Raw genomic sequence first — 22,407 nt, forward strand, 5'->3', positions numbered from 1 at the left:
TTGTTCGACGAACCCATAAGCGTACGCCAACCGGTGGCTAGCGGGTTCTGTCGGGTGGCTGATGGCACTCACGGTCAGTCTCGGTAGCCGCTTTCTGCGGGCCCTGCGGAACGTCTATAGTGGTCGCTAGAGTATTCCTGACACATGCACGATGCAGTTATCGTCGATGCCGTCCGCACTCCGTTCGGCAACCGGGACGGCTCGTTCCGCGACACGCACCCACAGGATCTGGCGGCGAAGCCGCTCGAAGCGCTCGAGCGTCGAAACGAGTTCGATCCGGAGACGATCGAGGATATCATCTACGGCTGCGTGACGCCGATCGGCGAGCAGGGAGCGAACATCGACCGGCTGGCACCGATGGTTGCCGGCTGGGGCGACGGGGTCCCCGGCGTCCAACTCAACCGCATGTGCGGGTCGGGCCAACAGGCGGTCAACTTCGCCACGACGAACATCATGGCCGGCCAACACGACGTGTTGGTCGCCGGCGGCGTCGAACACATGACCCGCGAACCGATGGGCTCGGACGGCGACGGCGTCACGGACACGTACTTCGAGTACTTCGACGAGGTTACCACTCAGGGCGAGGGTGCAGAACGGATCGCCGAAGACTACGAGTGCAGCCGCGAGGAACTCGACGAACTCGCCGTCGACTCCCAGCGCCACTGGGCCGAAGCCTGGGATGCCGGCCGCTACGACGACCAGGTCGTTCCCGTCGAAACCGAACTCGACGGTAAACCGGTCCGCGTCGAGCAGGACGAGCACCCGCGACCGGAGACCGATCTCGAGACGCTCGCGGAACTGCCGCTCTCGTTCCGCGAGGAGGGAACCGGCGTCCTCCACCCGGGCAATTCCTCGGGCATCGTCGATGGCTCGTCGGCCCTGTTGCTCGCGAGCGCCGAGGCCGCCGAGCGCCACGGCTGGGAGCCGATGGCCCGCATCGTCCAGACAGAAGTCGTCGGCGTCGACCCGATCACGATGCTCACCGGCCCGATTCCCGCAACGGAGCAGGTTCTGGAGAAAGCCGGCATGGAACTCGAAGACATCGATCTCTTCGAGGTCAACGAGGCCTTCGCTTCAGTCGTCGCAGCCTGGCTCGCGGAAACCGGCGTCTCCTGGGAGCGAGTCAACGTCAACGGCGGTGCCATCGCCCACGGCCACCCGCTCGGGGCGACCGGTGCCATGCTGCTGACGAAACTGGCACACGAACTCGAGCGAACCGGGCAGGACACGGCCCTGTCGACGATGTGTATCGGGTTCGGACAGGGGATCGCGACGATCATCGAGCGAGTCTGAGGGTTTTCCTCGCCGCTCGCTTACTCGTCGAGTTCGTCGACCCGCAGGTCCTCGTCGAACTGGAGGGTGTTTTCGATCTCGTTCTCGTCGATGTCTTCGAAGGCCCAGCGAGCGATCGAGCGGCGGTGAACTTCGTCCGCGCCGTCGACGATACGGAACGCGCGGACGTTCTCGTAGAAGTGCGCGATCGGGAGGTCTTTCCCGATGCCGTTGCCGCCACAGCACTGCAGCGCGAGATCGATCGTCTCCTGCGTGACGTTCGCGGTGAACATCTTCGCCATTGCGACCTCGATGCGGGCGTCGCTGCGGTCGAGTTCACGGGCGGCGTGTCGGACCATCGTTCGCGCGGCGTGGAGTCGGGTTTCGGCGTCCGCGATCCGGTGGCGAAGCGCCTGTTTTTCGTCGAGTGTCGTGCCGAAGGCCTCGCGTTCGCTGAGGTAGGCCTTCGCGATGTCGAGCGAGCGCTCGGCCATGCCGGAGTAGCGCATGCAGTGGGTGAGTCGGCCGCCGCCGAGTCGCATCTGGGCGATCTGGAAGCCCTGGCCGGCTTCGCCGATGGTGTTTTCGACGGGAACGCGGACGTTCTCGAACTTCACTTCGGCGTGGCCGCCCTCGCGTTCCGTGATGCCGTGGCCGCCGAGGTGGGGTACGTTTCGGGCGACGGTGACGCCGGCAGCGTCGGCGGGAACGAGGATGATCGAGGTGCCCTCGTAGGGATGGGCGTCGAGGTCCGTTCGGGCCATGACCAGGTAAAAGTCGGCGTTCAGCCCGTCCGAGGTCCACCACTTGTGGGCGTTGATGACCCACTCGTCGCCGTCTCGGGTAGCCGTACTCTGGAGCATTTTCGGGTCGGAACCCCCGCCCTGTCTCGGCTCGGTCATTGCGAACGCCGAACTGATATCGCCCTGCACCAGCGGGCGAAGCCACCGCTCTTTCTGTTCGTCGGTGCCGACCATCTCGAGCGTGTGCATGTTCCCCTCCTGGGGCGCGTTGGCTCGGAGCGCGAGCGCGCCGATGAGCGACCGGCCGACCTGTTCGAACGAGGGGAGCATGTCGCTGAAGTCGAGCCCTTGGCCGCCGTACTCCGCCGAAACCTGCGGAGCGAACAGATCGCGTTCTTTCGCTTGCTCCCAAAGATCCTCGATTTCGGCCATCAGAATCGGCTCCTGCGTCGCAAGCGCCTCTCGCTCGCGCGGGATGACGACCTCGTCCATGAACGATGCGACCCGGTCCGCGACGGCTTTTGCCGTATCGGAGTCGTGGTATTCCATGCCCAGTCATTCCCATACTCCATTGTAAATGTACACTCCCTGTCCAGCCACCATTGTAAACACAATCGATTCGGTCGAACTCGGATCTGACGGGCGGTTACCTCCCCGTCTCACCGCACTTCGGCCCTGTCGCCGTTCTGCTGCCATCTGACGTGTCGGTCCGGGGTACGTTTTAATATTGGTACATGGTATACAGGGACATGGAACTGGACGAGACGAGTAGTACTGCCAGGGAGGGCAATGCTGCACGGATACACGACGAAACGGCTCGCCATCACGGCGACGCGGTTGCCATCGAGTATCACGGCACGGAACTCACGCACGACGAACTCCGCGAGGAGAGCGCTCGGTTTGCCGGCGGACTGGCCGACCTGGGCATCGAACCCGGCTCAGTCCTCCTCCAGTACGTGCCGAACTGTCCCGCAGCCCTGATCGGCTCGCTCGGCGCGCTCAAGGCCGGCGTCGCCGTCTCCCCGGTCAACCCGCAGTATCGCCGCCGTGAACTCGCCTACCAGCTCGAAGATACCGGCGCGGCGGCGGTCTTGACCCACGCTGCGCTGGTCCCCCATCTGCGAGAGGGACTCGCGGCCGTTGACGCCGATCCGGTCGTTATCAGCGCCGCGAGCACTGACGACGACGGTCACTCCTTCGAGTCAGGTCGTGGCGAGGAACGGATCGTCGAGCGGGCCGCCGATGATATTGCACTGCTCCCGTACACCTCCGGGACGACCGGCAAGCCGAAAGGAGTCCAGTTAACCCATCGGAATTTTCGAGCCCAGCTGTTCTCGACCCTCTCTCAGGAACAGGCACTCGCACCCGAGGCTGTTCGCAGTCTCGCCTGGCTCCCGCTGTATCACATCACCGGCTTTACCCACACCGCGTGGCAGCCCCTCGTCCGCGGCGGCCGGGTGTTCCTGCGCAGCGCCGCAAACTGGGACGCCGACGCAGCGATGTCGCTGATCGAAACCGAGGCGATCACTCACTTCATCGGCGTCACTGCCATGTACGTCGACATGGTCGCGAGCGACGAGTTCAGCTCGTTCGATCTCTCGAGCCTCGAAACGGCAAGCGAGGGTGGGGCGAAGCTTTCCGTCGCCGTCCAGCGGCAGTTCGAGGAGACGGCCGGCGTCGACATTCAAGAGGGGTACGGCCTCACGGAAACGCACGGCGCGACTCACAGTCAGTCGAACTCGACGTTCGGGCCGCGCCACGGGACGATCGGACAACCGTTACGGATGACCGACTGCAAGATCGTCGACGACAGCGGTGCAGAAGTCCCGCCGGGTGAGGCGGGCGAACTCCTCGTCCGCGGCCCGCACGTGATGTCGGGCTATCACGATCGGCCGGACGCAACCGCGGCCGCGTTCACCGACGACGGCTACTACCGGACCGGCGATATCGCCCGCCGGGACGACGACAACTACTACGAGATCGTCGACCGGAAAAAGCACGTCATCGTCACCGCCGGCTACAACGTCTATCCGAGTGAACTCGAAGAACTCCTCGCCGAACACGACGCCATTGCGGAGGGGGCCGTCGTCGGCATCCCTGACGAACGGCGCAACGAAGTCCCCAAAGCGTTCGTCGTCCCGACGCCGGACGCCGAGCCCGGTGTCGATATCACCGAGGCGGACATCACGGAGTACGTTCTCGACACCGTTGCGGCCTACAAGCATCCCCGAGAAGTCGAGTTCATCGACGAACTCCCGCGGACGGCCTCAGGAAAGATCCAGAAATTCAAATTGACGACGGACCACGAATCGATGGACGGCGAGTGATGTGTCGTTGTGAACGCTCTCGCGATTCACGAGTAATTGCTTGTATTTATCTAGCGTTCTATGGGACGGGCTGTGAACGAGGATACTGGTATCACGTCCGCAGTCCGTGTCATACCCCTCGCTCTAGCACTGGCTTTTCAGAACGCGGTTCTATAGCGTATCGACACTAACCGGTGGTATTACAGTATTTGACCGAAACGGACGGCTATGAGCGAAGCCGACGCTGTCGATCGCGTTGCGGAGCCGGCTACTGTCTCCACACTCACTGAGGAGTTTCGTGCACTCGGCGTCGAGGCCGGCGAGGTGGTGCTCGTCCACTCGTCGCTGTCGTCGCTCGGCTGGGTGGCAGGCGATGCCCAAGCCGTCGTCGAGGCCCTTCGAAATGCGGTCACGCCCAGTGGGACGCTCGTCATGCCGACGCACACGACCCAGTACTCCGATCCTGCGGTCTGGTCGAACCCACCCGTCCCGGACGACTGGGTCGACACCATCCGTTCGTCGCGACCACCGTTCCGACCGGCCGCCACTCCGTCGCGGGGAATGGGTGCGATTCCGGAGTGCTTCCGAACCTACGACGATGTCGTCCGGAGTTCACATCCGGTCTACTCGTTCGCCGCGTGGGGTGCAGATGCCGAGGCGGTCGTCTCCGAGCACGGGCTCGATTACGGACTCGGCGAGGACTCCCCGCTGGCGACCGTCGCTGAACTCGGCGGCACGGTCTTGCTCCTCGGCGTCGGCCACGATTCCAACACGTCGTTGCACCTCGCGGAATATCGCGCTGCACTCGACCAGGAGACGACGAGAAATACCGTCCCGGTGCTTGAGGACGGCGACCGAGTGCAGCGAGAGTACGTGGATATCGACCAGTCGACCGATGACTTTCCCGAAGTCGGGGCGGCGTTCGAACAGCAGGCGGGATCAGCAGTGACGACGGGGACCGTCAGTGTGGCGACGGCCAGGCTCGTGTCCCAGCCGGAACTCGTCGACTTCGCTGTCGACTGGTTCGAGGCGAATCGGTGATGTGGTCGGCCGCGAGCGGCGGTGAGTCGTGGGCCAACCGGTGAGCGAGACGCTGGCGAGTTGGGAGAGCGAAACAATAACTCATAAGCCAGTCTGTCGCTAAACCAGAGGTGGATCCGCAGTCCCGTGGTGTAGTGGCCAATCATCTGAGCCTTTGGAGCTCAGGACGGCGGTTCGAATCCGCCCGGGACTACTTTGCGCCGAACAAACTCGTGAGGCGCAAGTATCCTCGGCGGTTCGAGCCCAGAGGACGAGCGGAGTCGAGTCCTCGCGGTTCGAATCCGCCCGGGACTATTTTGTCGCGAGCAATTCCGTGAGCGGCGACTCCGCTCGTGACTGTATTGTCGCGACCGAACTCGCGAGCAACGAGTTCTACTACTCGATTCGACGGCCGGTTCGAGACGCGAGTTCACCGGCGGGCCTGGCAGCGAGTGGGCCGGGGAAGGCTAAGTCCGTCAACGGTGTCGTCTCGTCCAGAAGATCAAATGAGTCGATCGACAGTCTCGACGCTTACGACGTCGGTCACGGAGCGCGATCATAGTCGCGGGCCGGACGATGCGCCGTTGACGCTCGTACAGTACGCTGACTTCGAATGTCCGTCCTGTGGGAACCTCTACGACGCCCTCGAGCGGCTACAGAACCAACTCGGCGATCAGTTTCGAGTCGTCTTTCGCCACTTTCCGCTCACATCGGTCCATCCGCATGCGCTGCGCGCTGCAGAAGCGGCCGAGGCGGCCGCCGCTCAGGGAAAGTTCTGGGAGATGCACGACGTTCTCTACGAGAATCAGGGAGCGCTTGCAGCGGACGATCTGGTCCGCTACGCTGCCGAAATCGGGCTTGATACGGATCGGTTCGTCCGCGAGTTAGAGAACGGCACTCACCAGGAACGCATCGAGGAGGACGTTTCGAGCGGTGCCCAGAGTGGCGTCGACGGGACGCCGACGGTCTTCATTAACGGCCGTCGGTACGATGGCCCTGCTGAACTCGACGCGCTGTACGAGGCGATCGTCCGGACGGGAGATATCACCGCTATTCAGGCATCGATCCGGCATCGCGGGAGGGCGCTGCGCGATACGATCGACCGTTCACAAAGCGGGGCCCCGGCCGCGGGCGCGGCCATTCGCGATTACTTCTCGGCGGACGAGATCTTCCAGCGGATCGTCGCCACCGCCGACGAGGAGTTCAGTCGGAGCAATCGGCTGTTATTTATGAGTGGGCTGGCAGCCGGGTTCGCGGTGACGCTGACGTTTCTTGCGCGGTCGGCGGTTACTGCGGCCGTTCCGTTCGATTCGGGGGAGTTGATTGGGGATCTGTTCTATCCGGTCGGCTTCGTACTCATCGTCATGGGACGGTATCAACTCTTCACCGAGAACACGCTCACGCCGGTCACGCTCGTGTTGACGCGCATCGCGAGCGTCCGAAACCTACTTCGACTGTGGGCGGTTGTTATCGTTGCGAACGTTCTCGGGGCGGCTCTCGGTGCTCTCGTCCTTGCGACCACGGGTGTGTTCACGTCCGAAGCTGCCGTGGTTGCACTGGGGTTCGGCGAACACGCGTTTGCGACCGGCTGGTGGGATCTCTTTTTCAAGGCGGTGTTTGCAGGGAACATCGTTGCAGCGATGGTCTGGCTAGTGCACGCGAGTCAGGATACGACGGCGCGCTTTCTGATCATCGTTTTTCTCATGTTCTTGATCCCGGCGACCGATCTGTTCCACTGTATTACCGGCATGTGTGAGGTGCTTTACTTCGTCTTCCGCGGGCAAGAAACGCTCTGGGCTGCCGTTGTGGAATTCTTCGTCCCGGTTACGCTCGGCAACATCGTCGGCGGTGTCTTGCTGGTTGCACTGCTTAACTACAGCCAGACGGCCGAGCGGCAATATCCGGATCGAGATGCGAGTCAGCTCAAACTCTCTTGGGCGGAATGGTTATACAGCCGACAGACGGGACACCCTCGGTCGCCATCGTTCAGTGGCGAGAACGACGACGAATTGACCGAGTAAGATAGAGCGGGAACCGATACTGCAGTTGGCGAACGGAGCGTTCGCTAATCGGGTCCCATTACAAAATCGCGGTTTTGAAGGGTTTAACGAACAGATAATGAAGGGCACCGTCTCCGTTGGATTGAGCTAAGACGCGTGCTCGTATCGACCGGCGAGTGGCTGTGGTCCGTCGCAGATTGGACGCAGTACCGGTCGAGCTAGCACAGCAGTACTACATACCAGAGGCATGATACGATGAGTCGGACGTCTAACCGCGACGAGATGGTATCGAACGAGAACAGTACGGACGGCGAGTCGAGTTCACTCGAGACCTTGGTGATCGGCATCGATGCGGGTTGTTTGCCGGTGTTCGAGCGGTTGTTCGAAGACGATCGGATTCCGACGATCGAACGGCTGTGTTCCGATGGCGTCACTGCGCCACTCGAGTCGCAGATTCCGCCGTGGACGCCGAGCGCCTGGCCGTCGGTGTATACCGGCGTCAATCCGGGAAAACACGGGGCGATCGGATTCGTCGGCTACGACGGATACGACTGGCACGTAACGAGTAACGACGACGTCGCCGCACAGCCGCTGTGGACGTTACTGGACCAACAGGATCGGTCGAGCGTCGTCGTCAACGCGCCGGTGACGCATCCGCCGGACGATTTCGATGGCGCGGTTATTCCCGGGTTCCTCGGTCCCGAAGATCCGCAGTGTCATCCGGCGGGACTGCTAGCGGAGGTTCGGGAGGCGATCGGCGAGTATCGGGTCTATCCGAACTACACGCGTGATGATGAGTCGGTTCCGGAGTCGGTGAAGATGACGGAGTACCAGCAGCTGGCTCGTATGCGCGGAGCGGCCTTTCGCTATCTGGTCGACGAGTACGACCCCGACTTCGGGTTCTTGCAGTTCCAGAAGACGGATACGGTCTTCCACGAGTTCGCGGGAGACGAAGAGAAGGTCGAGACGATATACGAGGCGACGGACGAGGAGATCGCGCGCGTGCTCGAGGACTGTGATCCGGACCGGGTCTTCCTCGTGAGCGATCACGGCATGGGGCCGTACGAGGGCTACGAGTTCAGGCTGAACGAGTTCTTGCGCGACGAGGGATTCCTGGAGACGACGACGAGCGGGAAGGGGATGCCGTCGTGGACGCCGATGCGGCGGCGGCTCCGTGAGGGTGAGGAGTACGATACCTGGGAGCCGGGGACGGTCGCTCGGGCGGCGTCGGTCGCGGCGCAGTTCGGGATTACCGCCAGTCGGATTCGGACGGCACTCGAGCGCGTCGGACTCGCCGATCTGGCCATCAAGTACGCGCCAAGCGGTGTGTCGCGGACGGCGAATGAGCAGGTCGATTTCAGTTCGTCGAAGGCCTACGTCCGCGCTCGCACTGAACTCGGTGTTCGGATCAATCTCGCGGGGCGCGAGCCGATGGGTGTCGTGCCGCCGTCTGAGTACGAGACCGTTCGCGAGGAGTTGATCGAACTGCTTCGTGGCGTCGAGACGCCGGACGGCGAGCCGTTCTTCGAGACGGTCGAGCCGCGCGAGGAGTACTTCCACGGCGAGCACGTCGAGGAGACGGTCGATATCGTCACGATTCCGACGGACTTCGAGCACACGATTTCGGAACAGTTCCGCGAGAACGCAACGACCTACTTCGGCCCGGTCGAGCCGTGGAATCACAAGCTCGATGGGGTGTTTGTCGCTCTGGGTGAGGGGATCGACGAGACGGCCACACTTGAGCGGGCACACCTGTTCGATGTTGCGCCCACGGTCATGGCTGCGATGGGGATTCCCTACAGTGATCGAATGGACGGCGAGGTCGTTTCGGTCGTCGAACCAACCGACGCGATCGAGTATCCGGAGCACGAGGGCCGGGCGAGCGGTGGTGTGACACGGGAGACGGTACGAGGCCAAGACCAGGATCAGGACCAAGACCAGACTGGACCCAATGCTGACGACGACGTGACGGAACGACTTGCCGATCTCGGCTACCTCAATTGACTCACCGGGACAGCCGTCCCAGCGTGACCCTCGTGCCGTAGTTGTACGCACGGCCGGATGGGAGATTCCCGTTCACTCAGTTCTCCTGTATAACTGTTTCACCGGTTACAGTTAGTACAACGGCGCTTAGTGACACGATAAGTATGGGTTAGTCAGACTGAGTGTCAGGCAAACGGTTACATGGGGTTCATTGCAGAGATCAATGTCGCTCACGACGAACTCGTATTGGTACCGACCATCGAGCGACATCCGAACGTCATGATCAGATACGAGTACGAGGTCGAAACCGACGGCGCGGTAACGTACTTCGTCTCGCTGTTTACCGACGAGTACAAGCGGCTCGAAGCCTCGATGGAGGCCGATCCGACCGTCTCTAACCCAATCCGTGTTGCGACGTTCGACAACCGAGTGATCTACCGCGTCCAACTCGAGACCGAGCGTGAACTCGTGCCGGAGCGCTGTGCCAAGCGCGGGCTGTTCGTCTTTACGATCACGAGCGGTTCGAGCGGCTGGAACGCCCGCGTTCACTTTCCGGACCGGGAGGCGTTGATGGAGTTTCGAGAGTACTGTCGTGAGCAGGACATCGCTTTTCGGGTGGACCAGTTATACGAGTCGTCGGCTTCGGACGATGAAACGTACTTTCTGACCGAGCAGCAACACGAGATTCTGTCGCTTGCGTACTATGCGGGCTACTACGATATTCCGCGAGAGGCGACACAGGACGATCTGGCGGAGCAGCTTGATATTACTGATTCGGCGGTATCACAGCGGTTGCGGCGGGCTGTCGCGGAGTTAATCGGTGCGACGCTTGATGACGATCGGACGCCGGACGAGTCCAGTCCGAGTAACGATTGAGGAGTGGTATACTGGGGAGTTGTCGGCTCCGGTGTCGATCAGGCGCGTATTTGAGTACACTTGTGATCGACTGGTCCGATGAACGGAAGGGAGTATGACTGTGATCGGTGACTGTAATGACTACTCGGGGTGACTCGTAGCCGGGTAGTGTTTACTCAGGATTCAGTGACTATCAGTTTGTTCGATAGGTCAGATTGCGTTTAACCGGGAGTTCGTCGGTGTTGATGCCCGATAAGATATCTGTTTCGTAAAGTCAATGACTGATTATTTGGATATTATACGCGTCATAGTCCCAGGTATCAATCACGCTTGTTACGGGATATCAAAGGCAATACCCGTAGAATTGCAACACGTGCAATCGTTGCAATTCTCACGCCAGTAATGGACATCTCCTCAGAATGTTGTCGTATCAAACTTAAAGGCTTGCTATCCGAATCCATAGATACTCGGACCAAAGATTACTCAAGTAACTTGGCTATCAATGTCGAAACGAAGTGGTATGCGGAACGCGATTCAGGGAAGTGGGGATGGATGGAACGATTCGGCGACAGCATCTGACGAAACTGCTGCGACGGCAACGGGGGGATCGGACTCAAGTGGTGTGTCCGGCCGATCGCGACGGACGTTCTTGCAAGGTGTCTCGGTTGCCGGCGCAACGGCACTTGGCCTGGGCGCGGCAACGACGAACGGCGCAGCCGTACACGAGTACGGTGAAGAGTTCGATACCGTCGTTAACGTCGTCGACGCGGGGATGGACAACACCGGGCGAAGCTCGATCACGCCTGTACTCGAAGATCTCCGTGCGGACAACACGTTGCTGATCTTTCCCGAGGGTGAATACTACATCGACGAACAGTTCCGGTTTACCGGATTCGAGAAGTTCGGTATGGTCGGGGATGGAGCGACGCTCGTGCCGGCGAACTATCACGAGTTCGATGGTCCGCAGTTTCGGTTATTCCGTCTCGGCGTCTCCTATAGACCGGGCGATCACCTGCTGTTCGCAGGGTTCGATGTCGACCAGACGGCACCGGATACGGGGATTCGGGTCATCGAGGCGACAGCCGAAGACCACCTCGAAGTACGGGACGTGACGATTCACGGCGAACACGACAGCGGGACGTGGGGTCCTGGTATGTTCGCCATGGCCGATTCGGACGGCTACGGCATCATCGAACGATTCCGTGCGCCCGACGGCGGCATCCACGCGGATCAGACGCCCAACGCGGGGAATATCTGGCGCGGTCCGATCGGAATCGAAGCGAACACGAACGTCGGCCACCTCGAGTTCAGCGGTTGTGAACTCGGCGGTTTCCCGGATAACGGGCTGTACGCGATCAACGATGAGGGGACGATCGTCGTCGAGGGTGGCGAGTTCAGAAACAGCAACGGCGCGAACGTTCGCGTCGGCGGTGAGGGAAGCGTCGTCAGGAACGCGTCCGTCGAAATCGATCGGACGCGGTCGTACGACCGCGGACAGCGGGGCATTCGACTCGAGAACGGGAAGAACCTCCAGATCGACGATGTCGATATCTCGATCACGTCTCCCCAGCCGACCAATCACGCGCTTTCGGTGATGAACACGTGCGAGTCCTCGAAGATCAAAGACACGAACATCGAGATCAGTGGTGACCGGGTAAACCACGGAATCGTCGTCTCGCCGGAAGCGGGCTACACCTACATCTACGACGGCGAAATCGATTTCAACGCCGCGGGTGGGTATCCGCTGTGGATTCGAGACAGCGACCGGGACGAACGGGTACTCGTCGAACTGCTCGATATCCACGGCGAGGCCGGCGTCACCTCGGCCGGTTTCCGTGACGGAATCAGGTGTAGCCGGGATAACTGTCGGTTCAGTCACGTCTCCGTCGACCAACCGGGTCGCCACGGTGCTGACCGGAACGCCGTCTTCCTCAACGGGAACGACGCGACCTTCTACAAGTGCACCTTCCGTGCGAACCAGTACCCGTACATCGACAACGGCGACGGGAACCTGCTCCGGAACTCGACGGTCGAGTCCTACGAGGGCCAGGAGGGTATCCGCCTCTACCCGGGTATCGATACCCCTCAGTTCAAAGTGAACGAAATCGTCAACGGGATCGATGACCTCGGTGCGGACGACGTTGTCACCTGGAACAATACGATCGCGTAACGAACGGACGACGCGACCGGGCGTGACTCGTCACCGCTGCACTCTCGGTCTCGTTTGCACCGCGTTCGAGCACACGTTGTTCACGACCGAGAAGACGACGAGGACCGCTACCCGTTCGTCGCTCGAATCGCGTCTCGGAACGTCACGACCTCGAGATCGAGTTCGTCGATCCACTCGAGGGTCTCGCGGATGCGATCTTCTGTGACTTCTTCCTTGAACGAGTGCGCGCCCAGGATCGCGATATTCTCCTGTCTCGCCGCTCGGTCGAGTTCAGTCTGGACCGTCTCTTGATTGGTGAACTCGATGAAGTAGGCCCGGTGGGTATCGAACGGGTCGAACGCGTCGCGGTCGTTGTGCATCGAATCCGGGTTCACGTTCGCGATTCCGTCGTAGTACTGCTTTGCGTGCTCGATCGCCCACTCGTCGACGACGTCGTAGGGTGCGAGCAGCGTGTCGATCGTCAGGCCGTGGTCCTCGAGCGTGTTCTTCGACGTTTCCAGGAAGTCGTTCATGACGTCGTCGGGGTATCGCTCGACGGCTTCCCCTGCACTGAAGGACTCTCCCAGAGCCTCGTCGAGTTCGAGATAGCCGCCGGTGCCGTCCGTGTTCGAGTTGACGATCGTTCGGCGAACGCTCGTGTCGCCGTCCGTGATCTCGATGTCGTTCCCGTGGTTGAAGCCGTGGCTGCGCTCTTCGGGATAGATACGGGTGTCGTCCGCTGTGGCGTCCTCGACGAGTTCGAACTCGCCGAGTGCGGTATGGGAGGTCGTGTGGGACATGATCTCCCAGCCGGCGGATTCGAGTTCGTCGAGCTGCTCGATGGTCATCCAGTCGGAGCCGTCGAAGTCTTGACGGCCCATCCACTCGGTGACGACAGCGGTGCTTGCGGGCGCGTCGAACTCTTGATGGACCGGGAACGCGGTCTCGTAGTCTGACATCGGTCCGTCGTCGTAGACGAACACGACGGCCCCGCCGTCGATCGTCGGTACGTCTTCTCCATCGGTCTCGTCGCCGTTTCCGTCGGTTTCGTTTCCGTTTTCGGATTCGTTTCCGTTCTCGCCGCCCGGTTGGATCGCGCTACAGCCAGCACCCAGTCCGAGACAGCTGACACCAGCCGTGGCGATGAGGTGGCGTCGCGTCAGTCGGCGACCTGTCAAATCTCTCTCCATCGGTTAGTGTCACGGTCGTGGGTACAGTCCTATACTTATCGGTCCGGTAATCGCGCTCTCGAGGGGAACCCGCGGCGCACGTTTCGTTTAACCGCGGTATAATAAGGCCGCCACAGCGGCATCGTTTCACCACTGTGGCTTTCGCTCGCGAGTTGTTGGGGGTTCGATTGCAAAACGCAATCACTGGACAGCGATCGCTGGAGGACAAGCAATGAATAGAAGCCTCGCTAGTGGCATCTTTTCGGTCGTCAGTACAAAAGTCATCGTTCTCGTCGTCACGGCACTTTCGACGCCGCTTCTGTATCGGTTTCTCGGTGCGTCGGGATTCGGTGACTACTCGTTCCTGATGTCGGTGTTCGCGATCTACATGATCTTCGTCAGCTCCGGCATCACCGACGGTGTCAGGAAGTTCCTCGCCGAGGATCGACCGAAAGCGAACTGGAGCAAACACGTCGTCGGCTACTACTTTCGTCTCGCACTCGTCCTTTCGGCCGCTGGAGCAGCGCTCATGCTTCTTGCCGCCTATTTCGACTTCGTCGGGAGTACCTTCGGCGGCGGGTTGTCGCAGTACTTCTACGCGCTCGCACTGCTCGTCATCACCGCCCAGTTTCGCGATTACGCACGCAAGACGCTCATGGGATTCGGCCTCGAACGCTACTCCGAGCCGCTGAAAGTCCTCGACAAGGTCGGCTTCGTCATCGTCGCCATCCCGCTTGCCTACCTCGGTGCTGGCGTGTTCGGCGCACTCGTCGGCCACCTCGTCGCGAGCACCCTCGTCGCGGCCGTCGGCCTCGCCCTCGTTCACCGTCGCGTTTCGCTTTCGTCGGTGTTCGACCGACCCGGCGATACCTTCCCCCGGAAGACGATGCTCACCTTTAACTCGATGAGCATCGCGCTCGTCTTCCTCCTGATGTCGCTCTATCACATCGACATCATCATGCTCCAGCAGTTCCGCTCGAGCGCCGATGTCGGGAACTATCGCGCCGCCCTCGCTATCGCCGAGTTCCTCTGGTTCGTCGGCATCGCCCTCCAGACCGTGTACGTCCACTCGACATCGGAACTCTGGTCACAGAATCGCCACCGACAGATTACTGAACTCGCCTCTCGGACGACCCGCTACACGTTTCTCCTGACGGCGATCATGGCTGTCGGCCTCGCGTCACTCGCCGATGTCGCCGTCCCCCTTTACTTCGGTTCCGAAGCGAAGCCGGCGATCGAGCCCCTCCTCCTCCTGCTCCCCGGCGCGCTCGGATTCGCGCTTGCAAGGCCGATCCTCGCCATCTCGCAGGGGAACGGCAAGCTCCGGTATCCGGTCGCCGCGACCGGGGCTGCAGCCGGCATCAACCTCGTTCTCAACGCGCTGTTGATCCCCCGCTTCGGGATGCACGGCGCGGCAGTCGCGACGAGCATCGGGTACGGCTCGATGTTCGCGTTCCACTGCCTGAGCGCCCGCGTTATCGGATTCGACCCCCTCGCTGACGCGCGACTCGGACGCGGTATGGTTGCGGCACTGCTCTCCGGTGCCCCCATCCTCTCGCTCTCGATGGCGATTACGAACCCACTGCTCGCGCTCGCGGTCGTCCCACCGGTCGGCTTCCTGACCTTCGTCGGCTTCGCGCTCCTCGTCGGCGCACTGGACCCGACGGAGCCGTTCGAAATCCTCGGACTGCTCCCCGATCCGATCGGTTCGAAAGCGGATGCGATGCACGACCGAATCGATCACCGAATCAGTACTACTGACAGCCCCTCACGCGGCTGGTTCCAGCGCATCCTTTTTATCGTCGGCCTCTCGCTGCTCGCATCCGGGCTCGCACTCGGACTGCTCGGCCCGGCACTCAATTCCCTACTATGAACTGGCACCCCGAGTTCAGTTTCTCACTTCGGGGACAGCCAGGCTGTCACTGAACTCGCTCTGAGGGAGCGCGATGAACAAGTGAGGACACGGTTGCACACCAATACTAGGTTATGTGTGCTTCACGCGCACCCGCGAGACGATCACTCTGATTTTCGATCGTCACTTTCACTAGTCACTACTCAACCAGCATCGCTCACCCGTCACGAGACGTGGCACGCGAGAACGGCCGCAGACGAGTTCACGAAATTGCTTCGCCGGTGACGGGAGGAACGAGGGGAGCCAACTTTCGCTTGGGATTCACCGGATCGGGTTGGATTCTCAGCCCGTACAACGCGGCGGCTAATTGTGCGGTCCGTGTCCGATGGGGCGACGAGTGTAACAGTGACACCAGAGCGGAGAGCGGAGTGAGCAGTAAGGAAGAGCCGCCGCTGAGATCGAGATTTGGGCTGAGTGAACTCGTGCGGGAGAAGCGTTCGGGGATGGATCCGTGACCGGAGGCAAGTGAGCGAGCGCTAGTACACTTGCGTCTCGAGGTGCTCGCTCTGGGCCATATCAAACACCATCGCGAAGAGCAAGAGCGCGACGCCGAAGATAAAGACCAGGAAACTCGCCATGCCCTGGAGGAACGGAAGCGTCAACTGCGAGAGGGCGGTGAACAGCGTCCAGAATCCACCGACCATCCCGATCGCAGTGGTTCCCGCACCAAGTAGGTAAAAGAGTGCGAGCGGGTGGAAATCGAGAGCGAGGTATTTCGTCTTGAGCCGCCAGAGGAAGTTCTTGAGGAGCATCGTCGAGACCTTCGGAATGTACTCCGAGTAGGTGATGCTCGACTCCTCGTCGCCGTAGACGGCGGGCATCGACACGTCTGCCACGGCCGCGTTGTTGACGTTTAGCTTCACCAGCAGGTCGTTGCAGTAGCCGTAGTACTCGTAGAGTGCTTCGAGTTCAATCGCTTCCAGGGCGTCTCGGGAGATGGCCGTGTACCCGTTCTGCGGGTCCATCGTCTTCCAATAGCCGGAGGCGACCTTGGTGAGGAAGGTAAGCATGGTGTTGCCGATGAACCGAAAGCGGGGCATGGCATCCCGGTATTCGGCGGCGAGGAGCCGATTCCCCTTGGTGTAGTCGGCGGTGCCCTCGACGATCGGATCGAGCAGCCGCGACATCTGGGAGAGGTCCATCTGGCCATCCGCGTCGACGGTGACGGTAGCGTCGACGCTGTCCGCACGAGCGGCGAGGTAGCCGGTTTTGATCGCGCCGCCCGCACCGCGATTTTCACGGTGCTGGATCGGGACGACGCGCCCGATCGGATCGTGGACGACGGCTCGGTTCGACAGGGCCGAAGTGCCGCCGTCAGGTGCGAGTTCAGCCCGGTGGGTCGCGGCTGTGCGGTTCGAGTTGGTCTCGGTCGCGCGCTCGTCACGATCCGCCCTGGCCGCGTCGTGGATTTCCTCCCAAGTGCCGTCGGTCGACTGGTCGTCGATGAGGTACAATCGGTCGACGTACGCCGGCATCTCGCGGATCACGTCGCCGACGAATCCTTCCTCGTTGTAGGCGGGGATCACGACGCCGACGCTGGAGTCTCGGTACATCTAGGTAGTGCCTCCTGTGACTGTGTTAGGCATCGGAGAGTTCGGATGCGGTGACGACATCGACATCCGCGGCATCGATGTACTCGAGGAGGTCCGCGAACGCGGTTTCGGCCATGCCGTCGGGACCGATTTCTTCGAAGTGCAAGACTGCGAGTTGCCCGTACGCTTCGGCGTGGTCGACGTACGTTCTCGTCGTCGCACCCGCCTCCCCGGAGAAGAACCCGAGGTTGTACGGGTCCGAAATCGGCAGTGCGTTCGGAGACCCACCGTACCGGAGCGCTCGGTCGTGATACTCCTGGACGAGTTCACGCGTCGTCGGGCCGAGAACGTTTCGTGGAGTGATGAAGGTCCCCGCGCCGTCTTCGAAGCCGCGGGTCTCGAGCCAGCCGGCCGTCTGCTCGATTATTCGTTCCTGCTCGTCGGCGGAGAAGTCGGTGATGTTCTGGGAGCCCGTTCGCGGACGGGCGGCGAGATCCCAGCCGGCCTCGGCTAGCTCGTCGAGTTCACTGAGCGAGAGTCGGCCGTTGCTGTCGTTGCCGACGGCTTCGGGGATCACGGCTTCGACGCCGGCGAAGTCGTACGTCGAGAGGTGATCGAGTGCGATTTCGTGATGGCTCTGAAGCGTTCCGTTGAACAGGAGCATGACCTTGCCCGTGTCGGGGCGGGGGGCGGTGCGAAGGTCGTCGATCGAGCACTCGATCGGGCCGGAGTCGCTGCCGCGTCGGCGGGCCGAGAGGCGGATCTCGCGGACGGACGAGAGGTCGGGGTTGCCGTCGACATCCGTCGTGCCGAAGTCGACACGGGTCCAGCTATCGTTCGGTCCAACAAGGGTGCGCCGGAGCCGGTGAACGATGTTCGAGTTCGGCGCGAAGAGTTCGAGCGTCAGCGTGAGTTGGTCCTGTTCGGCGAATTTGACCGCCAGCGAGAGGTTCGAGTCGCTCAGGTCCGTTCCGCCGGAGATGGTCCGATAGATACCGGCGTATTCGGTCCCCTCGGGTGCGGTGAGGCGGGCGGACTGGGAGCCGCTGTAGGGGTCTTCCTCATTGGCTTCGAAATCGCCCTCGTCGAGTAACGTGACCCAGTCGTCGAGGGTGTCGAATGAGTTGATGGTTTCGCCCGGCAGGTCGGCGGGGTCGGCGTAGTGGAACGGTGTCGTCTCGCCGTCAGAGTCGTCATCGCCGTTTGACTCGGTGTCGGAATCGTCGTCGCCGTTCCCGCCACCCCACTCTTCGATGCTCGAGAGGCAGCCGGCGACGCCGAGTGTGCCGACCGCCGCGGTCGCCGCCACGAACGATCGTCGATTACTGTTCGTCATTGACTCTATCGAGAACTGGTTGGGTCTTTCTTATACACCTCTTAGCGCCCACAGCAACCCGGATCGTTGCCGGGGACCCAATCTGTGGATGAACACGGAATCCACTGGCAGCGGTGCTTATGCGCTCGATAATAATGGCCTGGGGCCGGATAGCGTCCCGAAATGGCACACGAACGGTCAGAGCCGCGCGTCAGCGTCGTGATTCCGACGTACAACAGAGCCGGGACCCTGCCGACAGCGATCGATAGCGCGCTTGAGCAGACGGTCGAGGAAATCGAAGTGATCGTCGTCGACGACGGCTCGACGGACGACACGCCAGCGGTGCTCGCGAGCTACGACGACCCGCGAGTGCAGCCGGTCGTCCACGCGGACAATCAGGGGGCAAATGTCGCCCGAAATACCGGTATTGACCACGCCCGCGGCGAGTACATCGCATTCCTCGATTCCGATGACGAGTGGCGTCCCGAAAAACTCGACCGCCAGCTGGAGACGCTCGAAACGCGCTCGGAAGAATGGGTCGCCGCCTACTGTGACACCGCGCTGGAACTTCCCGAGACGAGCGACAAACTCCGCGGTCTCGCCGCCGCCGTCCTCTCCCGGTCGGACGCAGAGCCGACCCGGGAGGGCGGCGAGGAACTGATCGGCGAAATCCTGGCGGACAACGTCCAGCCGGGGGCCGGCTCGACCCTCCTCGTCGAAACCGAGGTTGCCCGCGATATCGGCGGCTTCGACGAAGAACTCGACCGATTTCAGGACCCGGAGTTCTGTCTGCGCATCCTCAAAGAAGGAAAACTCGCCTACGTCGACGACGAACTCGTCGTTCGCGAGGAAACGGGCCATCCGCCAGCAGCCGTCATCAAAGCCGCCGATCAGCAGTACCTCTCGCGGTACGAAGACGAGGTCGACCGCTTCGAGGCTGCGGGATACGACATTCGTGCGCGTCACAATCTCCTCCTCGCAAAGCGATACCTCGCCGAGGGACGGTTCCTGCGCGGCGCGTGGCATCTCCGATCCGCAACCCCCTCTCGACGTCGCTATCCGGGGCTGTGCTGGGCTGCTGGAACCGGCGTTCGACGGCGTCCGAAGACAGTCGTCGCGACCGCGTTCCTCTTTGCGCTGCTCACTGTCGGCCTCGTCACCGCTGCCTCTCGAATCCCGCTGTGTAGTCCGACCGCAAACAGCCCCGATGTCGACGAGTTCTCGACGGACGCCGGTTCGACGCTTGCCGACTCGGAGTCGGCAGACGAGTAACCAACGTTCCACCTGGGCCAACTGAACTCGCGGCTGTGAAACGATCTTTTCCGCTCGGTAACTAATACCGTCGCGCTCCCAGCGGAAGTCATGAACGTCCGAACGCTGTATCATACGGCTCGAGGGCTGCAGGGACTCGCGGGGACCGAGTACGAGAGCGACGTTTCCCCACCGCTTCAGCGTCGGCTGTGGCTCTGGCGGCGCGGCTTCCTGAGTCGCTCCGATGCGATCTACGATCTGGACGAGGAGTCAGCGCAGGACTACGTCAACGACTATCAGCGGTTCGTTCGAACGAAGCGCATTAACGGCACCTGGTCGGTCGCGCTGTCGAACAAACTCCTGTTTCATCGGGTGATGCAGCCCTTTGACGAGCAGCGGATGACCGTCTACGGGATGGTCACTGACGGCTCGTTCCACTCGGTCGATGCGATGGCCGAACAGTCGGAACTGACCGACGGTGGACGCGTCGTCGCCGAGTCCGCGGGTGATGGAGGCGTGGAGGGTGACGCGGCCGACGAGTTCAGTCGAGCAGGAGACCGGACGCATAACGCCGCTCAACGGGTCGTCGAACGCCTCGAAGTCGAGGATTCGTTGGTGCTCAAGTGGGTCCACGGCGGCGGCGGGAACAACGTCTTGCTGTGTTCCCGGTCCTCGGACGGCTACCGGGTGAACGGCGAGCACCACACGGAGGCGGAGTTTCGCTCGGTCGTCGCGAACCTGGAGGAGTACCTCGTCTGTGAGTACGTCGAGCAGGGGGATTTCCCGGCCGAGCTGTATCCGGAGACGCCGAACACGCTCCGGTTCATCACGATGTACGACGAAGTCGATCACGAGCCGTTTATCGCGGCGGTGATCCATCGAATCGGCACCAGTGACTCGGAGCCGCTCGACAACTTCACGCAGGGTGGCCTCTCCGCAGCCATCGATCCCGAGACGGGTGAACTCGGGGCCGGTGCACGGCCACCGACACACAGCAGTGGGCGCGTCTCGTGGCACGAAACCCACCCGGATACCGGAACGCAAATCGAGGGTAGGAAGGTTCCCGGCTGGCAGCAGATCCGCGATTCGGTGCTCGAAATGGCGTCGACGGCCTCGTTCCTCCCGTACATCGGCTGGGACGTGATCGTCACCGACGACGACGGATCGTTCTCGGTTATCGAAGCCAACAGCTATCCGGGGCTCAAGTCGATCCAGGTCCATGGCCCACTGCTGGCCGACGACCGGGTGCGGCGGTTCTACGAACGACACGACGTGTGCTAACAGGATACATTACGTGTCCGGAGATACATCACCGAATAATAACTTACTGCTCGGGAGCAGTATAGGTATACTCACCCCGCTTACACCGGTCAGACCGGACAGTTGTGGACTTAGAACAGTTTGACGGATTTCGGTACTCTACTCGATCCAACCATTTCGCGAGCGGAACATAGTCGCACAATAGTCTTAGATGCGCTATAGTCATCACCCCCTCCTTCAAAAGGAAGCAGTGGTATGCAGCGGGATTCGATATCACGACGAACAGTATTGTCCCTTTCTGGACTGGCAGTCACAGGCGCAGGTATTGCAACCGGTACACAAGTGCAGACACAGACCCAAGACCAATCCGACCCGGGATCGACCGACGAGGCTGACCTCTCTCGTTCTTCGTTTACGATTCTGGAGGGAACGGGCGGCGAAACGACCGTCAACGTCACGGAGGCACCAACCGACGGCCCAACGGTTTTCGTCATCGGTGGCATCCACGGCAACGAGACCGCCGGCTACATCGCCGCCGAAGAGATTACCGAGTGGACGATCGACGCCGGGACGCTGGTCACGCTCCCCCGAGCGAACCCCGTCGCCATCGAACGCACGACTCGCGTCAACGACGAGGGCGTCGACCTCAACCGACAGTTCCCCGAGGGAAGCGACCCCGGAACTGAACTCGCCACCGCGATCTGGGATGTCCTCTCCGAGTTCGATCCCGACATCGTGATCGATCTGCACGAATCGCGCGGGATCTACGCGGGCGACCCCGTCGACGGCGTTGGACAGGGGATCTTTCACTCTCGCCGGGACGATGTCGCCCAACTGGCAGCGGACACCGCCAACGCGGTTAACGACACCTACATCGACAATTCGAACCGCGCGTTCCAGACCGGGTACCACTCCGCCCCCGGCAACGATCCAAGCGGGCTCCTCGTCCACAAGGCGTCCCGCGACCTGAACGCCGATACCTTCCTCGTCGAAACCGTCTCGACCCAGAACGAACTCGAAACGCGAGTCACCTGGCACTCGGCGATCGTCGAACACCTGGCCTCCGACGCACTGTTCCCGGCAGGCGAACCCGACAACGGCCACGAACCAGACAAACCACTAGACGAAGAGGAAGAACCAGACGATCCGCCGGCAAACGAGGAAGAACCAGACGATCCGCCGGCAAACGAGGAAGAACCGGATGAGACCGAACTCGACGATGGTGACGATAGTAGTGGAGAAAACGGCGACGACGGCGACGACGGCGAAGACGACGAGAACGGTGCGGGTTCCGGCGACAACGACGGCAGTGACGACAGCAACGGCGACAGCGACATTCCAGCTGATCACACCGCCCCGACCGCAACAATCCGTACCGAGCCAGCGAACGCTGCCGACCGAACCTTCGCTCCCGACGAAACCGTCACCCTCGATGCCACCTGTTCCGGTGCTCCCGACGGTGAACTCGTCAGCTACGAGTGGAGCATCCAGAACGACGGCACCTACGACGAATCCGGCCAAACGGTCGACGTCACGGTCAGTGCCACCGGCGAACACCGCGTCCTCCTGCGCGTCACCGACGACGCCGGCGCACACGATACGGCCGAACTGACACTCACCGTCAACTAACACTGTCAGAC

15 protein-coding genes and 1 tRNA gene are annotated in these 22,407 nt (G+C 61.6%); 12 read left to right on the forward strand and 4 right to left on the reverse strand.

The genetic code is table 11. From position 1 onward, the window contains the following. Positions 1-144 precede the first annotated feature (144 nt). On the forward strand, positions 145-1,293 hold the full coding sequence (locus C484_RS19470; protein ID WP_006827594.1) for a thiolase family protein: 1,149 nt from the start codon (positions 145-147) through the stop codon (positions 1,291-1,293). 20 nt (positions 1,294-1,313) lie between these two features. On the opposite strand, the gene C484_RS19475 is transcribed toward C484_RS19470, so the two are convergent. After that, positions 1,314-2,564, reverse strand: a complete 1,251-nt coding sequence (locus tag C484_RS19475) for an acyl-CoA dehydrogenase family protein (RefSeq protein WP_006827595.1) — start codon at positions 2,562-2,564, stop codon at positions 1,314-1,316. A gap of 200 nt (positions 2,565-2,764) precedes the next feature. Between C484_RS19475 and C484_RS19480 the strand changes: the two genes are divergently transcribed. The 7 genes from C484_RS19480 to C484_RS19515 all read left to right on the forward strand — a co-directional run bounded on the left by C484_RS19480 (position 2,765) and on the right by C484_RS19515 (position 12,349). Then, positions 2,765-4,342: a class I adenylate-forming enzyme family protein gene (locus C484_RS19480; protein ID WP_006827596.1), complete on the forward strand. Its 1,578-nt coding sequence runs from the start codon at positions 2,765-2,767 to the stop codon at positions 4,340-4,342. A gap of 207 nt (positions 4,343-4,549) precedes the next feature. Continuing rightward, a complete protein-coding gene (locus C484_RS19485; protein WP_006827597.1) occupies positions 4,550-5,362 on the forward strand; it encodes an aminoglycoside N(3)-acetyltransferase in 813 nt (270 codons plus the stop codon). A 120-nt stretch (positions 5,363-5,482) separates the two neighbouring features. After that, a tRNA-Gln gene (locus tag C484_RS19490) sits at positions 5,483-5,555 on the forward strand. A gap of 292 nt (positions 5,556-5,847) precedes the next feature. Further along, a complete protein-coding gene (locus C484_RS22615) occupies positions 5,848-7,362 on the forward strand; it encodes a formate/nitrite transporter family protein (protein WP_006827598.1) in 1,515 nt (504 codons plus the stop codon). Positions 7,363-7,596: 234 nt separating this feature from the next. Further along, on the forward strand, positions 7,597-9,345 hold the full coding sequence (locus tag C484_RS19505) for an alkaline phosphatase family protein (RefSeq protein WP_049915740.1): 1,749 nt from the start codon (positions 7,597-7,599) through the stop codon (positions 9,343-9,345). A 180-nt stretch (positions 9,346-9,525) separates the two neighbouring features. After that, positions 9,526-10,200 carry a helix-turn-helix domain-containing protein gene (locus C484_RS19510; RefSeq protein ID WP_006827600.1) on the forward strand — a complete coding sequence of 225 codons (675 nt, stop codon included), beginning with the start codon at positions 9,526-9,528 and terminating at the stop codon, positions 10,198-10,200. Between the two features lie 499 nt (positions 10,201-10,699). Continuing rightward, the gene (locus tag C484_RS19515; RefSeq protein ID WP_006827601.1) at positions 10,700-12,349 is read left to right on the forward strand and encodes a right-handed parallel beta-helix repeat-containing protein; all 1,650 of its coding nucleotides are present in this window, start codon (positions 10,700-10,702) and stop codon (positions 12,347-12,349) included. A 107-nt stretch (positions 12,350-12,456) separates the two neighbouring features. On the opposite strand, the gene C484_RS19520 is transcribed toward C484_RS19515, so the two are convergent. Beyond that, a complete protein-coding gene (locus tag C484_RS19520; RefSeq protein WP_006827602.1) occupies positions 12,457-13,518 on the reverse strand; it encodes a polysaccharide deacetylase family protein in 1,062 nt (353 codons plus the stop codon). A 211-nt stretch (positions 13,519-13,729) separates the two neighbouring features. Between C484_RS19520 and C484_RS19525 the strand changes: the two genes are divergently transcribed. After that, on the forward strand, positions 13,730-15,370 hold the full coding sequence (locus tag C484_RS19525) for an oligosaccharide flippase family protein (protein WP_006827603.1): 1,641 nt from the start codon (positions 13,730-13,732) through the stop codon (positions 15,368-15,370). Positions 15,371-15,885: 515 nt separating this feature from the next. Here C484_RS19525 and C484_RS19530 read toward each other — a convergent pair. Beyond that, complete coding sequence (locus C484_RS19530) at positions 15,886-16,962, reverse strand: glycosyltransferase family 2 protein (protein WP_006827604.1); 1,077 nt, start codon at positions 16,960-16,962, stop codon at positions 15,886-15,888. 25 nt (positions 16,963-16,987) lie between these two features. Beyond that, on the reverse strand, positions 16,988-18,277 hold the full coding sequence (locus C484_RS19535) for a polysaccharide deacetylase family protein (RefSeq protein WP_006827605.1): 1,290 nt from the start codon (positions 18,275-18,277) through the stop codon (positions 16,988-16,990). A 162-nt stretch (positions 18,278-18,439) separates the two neighbouring features. Between C484_RS19535 and C484_RS19540 the strand changes: the two genes are divergently transcribed. The 3 genes from C484_RS19540 (at position 18,440) to C484_RS19550 (ending at position 22,396) form a co-directional block, all read left to right on the forward strand. Continuing rightward, positions 18,440-19,528, forward strand: a complete 1,089-nt coding sequence (locus C484_RS19540) for a glycosyltransferase family 2 protein (RefSeq protein ID WP_006827606.1) — start codon at positions 18,440-18,442, stop codon at positions 19,526-19,528. A 90-nt stretch (positions 19,529-19,618) separates the two neighbouring features. Then, positions 19,619-20,788, forward strand: a complete 1,170-nt coding sequence (locus tag C484_RS19545) for a sugar-transfer associated ATP-grasp domain-containing protein (protein ID WP_006827607.1) — start codon at positions 19,619-19,621, stop codon at positions 20,786-20,788. Positions 20,789-21,109: 321 nt separating this feature from the next. Continuing rightward, positions 21,110-22,396: a PKD domain-containing protein gene (locus C484_RS19550; RefSeq protein ID WP_006827608.1), complete on the forward strand. Its 1,287-nt coding sequence runs from the start codon at positions 21,110-21,112 to the stop codon at positions 22,394-22,396. Positions 22,397-22,407: the final 11 nt, after the last annotated feature.

Source organism: Natrialba taiwanensis DSM 12281 (assembly GCF_000337595.1).
Classification (GTDB): domain Archaea; phylum Halobacteriota; class Halobacteria; order Halobacteriales; family Natrialbaceae; genus Natrialba; species Natrialba taiwanensis.

Coding starts and splice junctions, on each gene's coding strand:
- C484_RS19545 (WP_006827607.1), top strand. CDS start 19,619: ATGAACGTCCGAACGCTGTATCATACGGCTCGAGGGCTGCAGGGACTC.
- C484_RS19520 (WP_006827602.1), bottom strand. CDS start 13,518: ATGGAGAGAGATTTGACAGGTCGCCGACTGACGCGACGCCACCTCATC.
- C484_RS19470 (WP_006827594.1), top strand. CDS start 145: ATGCACGATGCAGTTATCGTCGATGCCGTCCGCACTCCGTTCGGCAAC.
- C484_RS19485 (WP_006827597.1), top strand. CDS start 4,550: ATGAGCGAAGCCGACGCTGTCGATCGCGTTGCGGAGCCGGCTACTGTC.
- C484_RS19505 (WP_049915740.1), top strand. CDS start 7,597: ATGAGTCGGACGTCTAACCGCGACGAGATGGTATCGAACGAGAACAGT.
- C484_RS22615 (WP_006827598.1), top strand. CDS start 5,848: ATGAGTCGATCGACAGTCTCGACGCTTACGACGTCGGTCACGGAGCGC.
- C484_RS19475 (WP_006827595.1), bottom strand. CDS start 2,564: ATGGAATACCACGACTCCGATACGGCAAAAGCCGTCGCGGACCGGGTC.
- C484_RS19515 (WP_006827601.1), top strand. CDS start 10,700: ATGCGGAACGCGATTCAGGGAAGTGGGGATGGATGGAACGATTCGGCG.
- C484_RS19510 (WP_006827600.1), top strand. CDS start 9,526: ATGGGGTTCATTGCAGAGATCAATGTCGCTCACGACGAACTCGTATTG.
- C484_RS19540 (WP_006827606.1), top strand. CDS start 18,440: ATGGCACACGAACGGTCAGAGCCGCGCGTCAGCGTCGTGATTCCGACG.
- C484_RS19535 (WP_006827605.1), bottom strand. CDS start 18,277: ATGACGAACAGTAATCGACGATCGTTCGTGGCGGCGACCGCGGCGGTC.
- C484_RS19525 (WP_006827603.1), top strand. CDS start 13,730: ATGAATAGAAGCCTCGCTAGTGGCATCTTTTCGGTCGTCAGTACAAAA.
- C484_RS19480 (WP_006827596.1), top strand. CDS start 2,765: ATGGAACTGGACGAGACGAGTAGTACTGCCAGGGAGGGCAATGCTGCA.
- C484_RS19530 (WP_006827604.1), bottom strand. CDS start 16,962: ATGTACCGAGACTCCAGCGTCGGCGTCGTGATCCCCGCCTACAACGAG.